Origin of the sequence: Kitasatospora sp. NPDC056651 (assembly GCF_042792155.1) — a bacterium.
In the GTDB taxonomy this organism is placed as follows: domain Bacteria; phylum Actinomycetota; class Actinomycetes; order Streptomycetales; family Streptomycetaceae; genus Kitasatospora.
In genome coordinates this window covers 1-6719 of record NZ_JBHTWX010000191.1, presented here as the reverse complement: position 1 = coordinate 6719, position 6719 = coordinate 1, and the positions used below count along the sequence as shown (strand labels likewise).

The following is a 6719-nucleotide window of genomic DNA, read 5'->3' as shown; positions in this document are numbered from 1 at the left end:
CAGGGGGGACCCTGTGGGAGAGTAGGACGCCGCCGAACAATTATTGTGAATGAACCCCCATCCGGTTTCCGGATGGGGGTTCTTCGCGTTTCCGGGGAAAATCCGGATCCAAGTGGATCGCCAGAACGGCCGCGTCGGCCGCGATCAGGGAGCCGGGACGCTCACTTCCCCGCCTGTTCCTTGTCTACGCCCGTAGCACCCCTTCACGGCCCTCCTGAAGGGTCGTGAGACCCCATTCGGACCGTCACCCCCCGGGCTTGGTGCTGGTGATGACGGCGAAGACGGCTCCGTGCGGGTCGACCATCTGGGCCAGCCGGCCGACGCCGTGGACGTCCATGGCCGGGATGCGGACGGTCGCGCCGAGTGTGGCCGCGATGGCGAGGCTGGCGTCGGTGTTCGGGACCTCGAAGTAGGGGAGCCAGTGCGAGGTGGTGCCGCGCGCGGTGTGGTCGGGGCTGAGCTGCATGATCCCGCCGTGGGCGTCGTCGGTGCCGCCGCCGGTCGGGGTGAGGACGGTGTACATCACCTCGCCGAGGGGGACGTCCTGCTCCTGCCAGTCGAAGACGGCGCGGTAGAAGGACTTGGCGCGCTCGGCGTCGATGCTGTAGCACTCGGTCCAGCAGAGGCTGCCCTCCTCGGTGACGAGGTCCAGGCCGCGGGTGTCACGCGGCTGCCAGACGGCGAAGTCGGCACCGGTCGGGTCGGTGTAGCCGGCCAGCCGGCCCGCGGTGAAGACGTCGAAGGGGGCGAACCGGACGCGGCCGCCGGCCTGTTGGACCAGGGCCGTGGTGCGGTCGGCGTCCTCGGTGGCGAAGTAGAGCGTCCAACCGGGTGAGGCGTTCTCGTCGGGGAGCGGGCCGAGGGCGGCGACGGTCCGGCCGTCGAGCTGGAAGAAGCCGTACCCGCCGGCGTCGGGACCGGCCGAGTCGAAGGTCCAGCCGAACAGTGCGGTGTAGAAGTCGACGGACGTCCGGGAGTCCGGGCTGCTCAGGTCGAGCCAGACCGGGGAGCCGGGGCGGAATTCGGTGTTGAGCACGGTGGCACTGCTCCTCGGACGGGGCCCGGGCGGGCGCGGTCGACGACGGCCCCCCTGGGTGCCTCCCAGCCTGGCACCTCGGTGGTTGCGGTGCACGGCAGGGGCCGGCGGGCCCCGGGCGGGTGGGCCTGTCGGGGACGGACGGTACGGTGCGTAGCGGAATGTTCCACCCGTACCGGTCGAAGGGGGTCCGGTGAGCAGTCAGACGGCGCAGTCCGGACAGCAGGTGCCACGGCAGCTGGCGCAGGTCGAGGGCGTGCTGGAGCGGATCACCTACGCCAATGAGGAGACCGGCTACACGGTCGCCCGGGTGGACACCGGCCGGGGCGCGAACGACCTGCTGACGGTGGTGGGCGCGCTGCTGGGGGCGCAGGTCGGCGAGTCGCTGCGGCTGCACGGGCGCTGGGGCTCGCACCCGCAGTACGGGCGGCAGTTCACGGTGGAGAACTACACCACGGTGCTGCCCGCCACCGTCCAGGGCATCCAGCGGTACCTGGGCTCGGGGCTGATCAAGGGGATCGGGCCGCGGTTCGCCGAGCGGATCGTGGAGCGCTTCGGGGTGGACACCCTGGAGGTGATCGAGAACGAGCCGGGCCGGCTGATCGAGGTGCCGGGGTTGGGGCCGAAGCGGACGAAGAAGATCGCGGCGGCTTGGGAGGAGCAGAAGGCCATCAAGGAGGTGATGGTCTTCCTCCAGGGGGTCGGGGTGTCCACCTCGCTGGCTGTGCGAATCTACAAGCAGTACGGCGACAGCTCCATCGGGGTGGTGCGGAACGAGCCCTACCGGCTGGCCTCGGACGTGTGGGGCATCGGCTTCCTGACGGCGGACCGGATCGCCCAGGCGGTGGGCATCCCGCACGACAGTCCGGAGCGGGTCAAGGCCGGCCTCCAGTACGCGCTGTCGCAGAGCACCGATCAGGGGCACTGCTTCCTGCCGGAGGAACGGCTGATCGCGGACGGGGTGAAGCTGCTCCAGGTGGACGTCGGGCTGGTGATCGACTGCCTGGCGGAGCTGGTGGCGTCCGAGGGCGTGGTGCGCGAGGCGGTCCCGGGGGAGGGCGGCGAGCCGGTCACCGCCGTGTACCTGGTGCCGTTCCACCGCGCGGAGATCTCGGTCTCCAACCAGCTGCGGCGGCTGCTGCGCTCGGAGGAGGACCGGATGCCGTGGTTCGGGAACGTGGACTGGCCGGTCGCGCTGGACTGGCTGGCGAAGCGGACCGGGGCCGAGCTGGCGCCGGAGCAGGAGCAGTCGGTGCGGCTGGCGCTGACCGAGAAGGTCGCGGTGCTGACCGGCGGTCCGGGCTGCGGCAAGTCGTTCACGGTGAAGTCGATCGTGGCGCTGGCGCTGGCGAAGCGGGCGAAGGTGGTGCTGGCGGCGCCGACCGGCCGGGCCGCGAAGCGGTTGTCGGAGCTGACCGGGATGGAGTCCTCGACGGTGCACCGGCTGCTGGAGCTGAAGCCGGGCGGGGACGCCGCGTACGACCGGGACCGGCCGTTGGACGCGGACCTGGTGGTGGTCGACGAGGCCTCGATGCTGGACCTGATCCTGGCGAACAAGCTGGTCAAGGCGGTGCCGATGGGCGCCCACCTGTTGTTCGTGGGGGACGTGGACCAGCTGCCCTCGGTGGGTGCGGGGGAGGTGCTGCGGGACCTGCTGGCCGAAGGCGGGCCGATCCCGTCGGTGCGGCTGACCAGGATCTTCCGGCAGTCGCAGCAGTCCGGCGTGGTGACCAACGCGCACCGGATCAACGAGGGCAGGCCGCCGCTGACGGACGGCCTGGCGGACTTCTTCCTGTTCGCCGAGGACGACGCGGAGCGGGCGGCCGGGCTGACGGTGGACGTGGTGGCGCGCCGGATCCCGGGGAAGTTCGGCTACGACCCGCGCCGGGACGTGCAGGTGCTGGCGCCGATGCACCGCGGTCCGGCCGGGGCGGGGAACCTGAACACCCTGCTCCAGGCGGCGGTGACGCCGGCCCGGGAGGGGCTGGCCGAACGCCGCTCCGGCGGCCGGACGTTCCGGGTGGGGGACAAGGTCACCCAGATCCGCAACAACTACGACAAGGGGCGGAACGGCGTCTTCAACGGCACAGTGGGAGTGGTGACCGCCCTCAGCGTCGACGACCAGCGGCTGACGGTGCTCACCGACGAGGACGAGGAGGTGGAGTACGAGTTCGACGAACTGGACGAGCTGGCCCACGCGTACGCGGTGACGATCCACCGCTCGCAGGGCAGCGAGTACCCGGTCGTGGTGATTCCGGTCACCATGTCCGCTTGGACGATGCTCCAGCGGAACCTGCTCTACACCGCTGTGACCAGGGCCAGGAAACTCGTGGTGCTGGTGGGGTCACGCAAGGCGATCGGACAGGCTGTCCGGGCCGTCAGCGCAGGTCGGAGGCACACCGCACTCGACCACCGGCTGGCAGCTGGATGATTATCCAACGCGATGGTTGCCTCTAATGTTCTCTTGACGTGAAGAGATTTACGGCAGAGCCTAGGGTGGGTGCCGATCTTGTCCGGTTCGTACCGGCTGCGGCGGCAGGTTTTGTAGGGGAGGGCCCTATCGGGCCACCCCGGGTGCGCGACTGTCCTCCGGATGGGGGATGGTAGAGGCAGTCAGGGCACCTTGGAAGAGGATTCATTTCGTCGGTGAGGAAGACGTGAGCGACAACTCGGTAGTACTGCGGTACCAGGACGGCGAGTACGAGTACCCCGTCGTCGAGAGCACTGCGGGCAACTCCGGCTTCGACATCTCGAAGCTGCTGCCGCAGACCGGCCTGGTCACCCTGGACAACGGCTTCGGTAACACCGCCGCGTACAAGTCCGCGATCACCTTCGTGGACGGTGACAACGGCATCCTGCGGTACCGCGGCTACCCGATCGAGCAGCTTGCCTCCGATGGCGGCTTCATCGAGACCGCGTACCTCCTGATCAACGGCGAGCTGCCTAGCGCGGACCAGCTGGCGGAGTTCAACCGCGAGATCACCCAGCACACCCTGCTGCACGAGGACGTCAAGCGCTTCTTCCAGGGCTTCCCGCGGGACGCCCACCCGATGGCCATGCTGTCCTCGGTGGTCGGCGCGCTGTCCACGTTCTACCCGGAGAGCCACAACCCGTTCGACGCGGGCCAGCGCCACCTGTCGACCGTCCGCCTGCTCGCGAAGCTGCCGACGATCGCCGCGTACGCGTACAAGAAGGCGATGGGCCAGCCCTTCGTCTACCCGCGCAACGACCTGAGCTACGTCGAGAACTTCCTGCGGATGACCTTCGCCGTCCCCGCCGAGGACTACGAGCTCAACCCGGTCGTCGTCAACGCGCTGGACAAGCTGCTCATCCTGCACGCGGACCACGAGCAGAACTGCTCGACCTCCACCGTGCGCCTGGTCGGCTCCAGCCACGCCAACCTGTTCGCCTCGATCTCGGCCGGCATCTCGGCCCTGTGGGGCCCGCTGCACGGCGGCGCCAACCAGGCCGTGCTGGAGATGCTGGAGAGCATCCAGAAGGACGGCGGCGACGTCGACGCCTTCATCACGAAGGTGAAGAACAAGGAATCCGGCGTCAAGCTGATGGGCTTCGGGCACCGGGTCTACAAGGCGTTCGACCCGCGCGCCGCCCAGGTGAAGCTGCTCGCGCACGAGGTGCTCGGCCAGCTCGGCAAGAGCGACGAGCTGCTCGACATCGCGCTCAAGCTGGAGGAGCACGCCCTCAAGGACGACTTCTTCATCTCGCGCAAGCTGTACCCGAACGTGGACTTCTACACCGGCCTGATCTACCGCGCCATGGGCTTCCCGACCAGCATGTTCACCGTGCTGTTCGCCCTGGGCCGGCTGCCGGGCTGGATCGCCCACTGGCACGAGATGATCAACGACCCGACCAGCCGGATCGGCCGTCCGCGCCAGATCTACACCGGCACGGAGATCCGCGACTACGTCCCGCTGGACGCCCGCTGACCGGAGCGGAGCCGATCACCGGCCCGCACGGAAGCTGAGAGGGGCCCGGCCGCTGTCGAGCGGCCGGGCCCCTGCGCGTCCCGGTGGCGTGCCCCGAGGGGCCCGCACGGGGACGGAACCGCACGGCGCACGACTCCGGGGTCGGCCGCAGCCCGGGACGGCCGCTCAAAGCGTCCCCGGCCCGCCGGAACCCCGGCGTCGTGCGCGAAGGCCGTCGAGGACGACGACCGTTCCCGGGGCCCGCCGGAGCCCCGTCGGCGACAGCCCGGTGGAAGCGCGGGGACACATTGCCGTTCAGCGTGTCCTCGCCCATCGGAAAAACTGCCGCACTACCAACCTAAGACGTATCAGGGTGTGAGAAGTTACGCCCGGGGGGTGTGAGCTGCCTCTCGCCACGCTCCGTGTGCGCGTCGTACCCCGCTCATATCACACGTTCACTCCGGCGGGACGTCACCCTCCCCGCAGCCACGGCAACCGAGCGTGATAGGAATCGTGGCATTCCGGTACGGACCGTCGCGCACATTCGCAGCGCGACGGCGGAACTGGGGAGGGAGTGGGCAGATGGCCAGGAACGTCGTCGTCACCGGCGGTGGCACGGGAATCGGGTACGAAGTCACGCGGCGGTTCGTCGAGGCCGGCGACCACGTGGTGATCATGGGCCGGCGCCGGGAGGTCCTGGAGAAGGCCGCGGCCGACCTCGGGCCGAACGTCACCCCGCTGGTGTGCGACCTCGCCGACCCCGACGCCGTCGAAGCCGCGCTCCCCCGGCTCCCCGAACGGATCGACGTCCTGGTCAACAACGCCGGCAGCCGGGAGACCGTGGTCGGCGGCGGGCCGCACGCCCTGCTGGCGCGCTGGCGCGGCGACTTCGAGCGCAACGTGCTGACCGTGGTGCTGCTCACCGAGTCGGTCCGCGACCGGCTCGCCCCGGGCTCCGGGCGGGTGGTCACCGTCAGCTCCATCGCCGCCCTGCGCGGGGCCGGCTCCTACGGTGCGGCGAAGGCCTCGCTGCACGCCTGGAACCACTTCCTGGCCGCCCAGTTGGGCACCTCCGGGATCACCGCCAACATCGTCGCGCCGGGCACGGTCGCGGGCACCGAGTTCTTCGGGCCCCGGCTGGACGAGGCCGAGGTCTCCCGGCGGGCGGCCCGCACGCTGCTCGGGCGGATCGGCGAGTCCGGCGAGGTCGCGGCGGCGGTGCACTTCCTGGCCTCGCCCGAGGCCGGGTTCATCACCGGCGAGATCCTGCACTGCAACGGCGGGGAGCTGCTGGGGCGTTGAGGCTCCGTGTCGCTTCGCGGCGAGGGCCCCGGACCGGTGGCGGTCCGGGGCCCTCGTGCGTGCGGCTCCGGTGGGTTCCGGCCGGCTCGGGCCGGCTCCTGTGGGTTCAGGCCGACTCGGGCCGGAAGCGGCGCAGCCGCAGGCTGTTGCTGACCACGAAGACCGAGGAGAAGGCCATCGCGGCCCCCGCGATCACCGGGTTGAGCAGGCCGGCGGCGGCCAGCGGGATCGCCGCCACGTTGTAGCCGAAGGCCCAGAACAGGTTGCCCTTGATGGTGGCGAGGGTGCGGCGGGAGAGCCGGATGGCGTCGGCCGCCGAGCGCAGGTCGCCGCGGACCAGGGTGAGGTCGCCCGCCTCGATGGCGGCGTCGGTGCCGGTGCCCATCGCCAGGCCCAGGTCGGCCTGGGCGAGCGCGGCCGCGTCGTTGACGCCGTCGCCGACCATCGCCACGACC

General features: G+C 70.5%; 5 protein-coding genes. 3 read left to right on the top strand and 2 right to left on the bottom strand.

Going from position 1 to position 6719, the window contains the following annotated elements; translation table 11 throughout:
• Nucleotides 1-244 precede the first annotated feature (244 nt).
• Nucleotides 245-1036 carry a VOC family protein gene (locus ACFRAR_RS37735; protein WP_380704815.1) on the bottom strand — a complete coding sequence of 264 codons (792 nt, stop codon included), beginning with the start codon at nt 1034-1036 and terminating at the stop codon, nt 245-247.
• Between the two features lie 193 nt (nt 1037-1229).
• Between ACFRAR_RS37735 and ACFRAR_RS37730 the strand changes: the two genes are divergently transcribed.
• From ACFRAR_RS37730 to ACFRAR_RS37720, 3 genes are all read left to right on the top strand, one after another.
• On the top strand, nt 1230-3467 hold the full coding sequence (locus ACFRAR_RS37730; protein ID WP_380704813.1) for an ATP-dependent RecD-like DNA helicase: 2238 nt from the start codon (nt 1230-1232) through the stop codon (nt 3465-3467).
• A 226-nt stretch (nt 3468-3693) separates the two neighbouring features.
• Complete coding sequence (locus tag ACFRAR_RS37725) at nt 3694-4983, top strand: citrate synthase (RefSeq protein WP_380704811.1); 1290 nt, start codon at nt 3694-3696, stop codon at nt 4981-4983.
• Nucleotides 4984-5544: 561 nt separating this feature from the next.
• Nucleotides 5545-6264, top strand: a complete 720-nt coding sequence (locus ACFRAR_RS37720) for an SDR family NAD(P)-dependent oxidoreductase (protein WP_380704809.1) — start codon at nt 5545-5547, stop codon at nt 6262-6264.
• Between the two features lie 106 nt (nt 6265-6370).
• Here ACFRAR_RS37720 and ACFRAR_RS37715 read toward each other — a convergent pair.
• Nucleotides 6371-6719, bottom strand: a 349-nt coding sequence (locus ACFRAR_RS37715) for an HAD-IC family P-type ATPase (RefSeq protein ID WP_380704807.1), incomplete at its 5' end; no start/stop codon positions are given.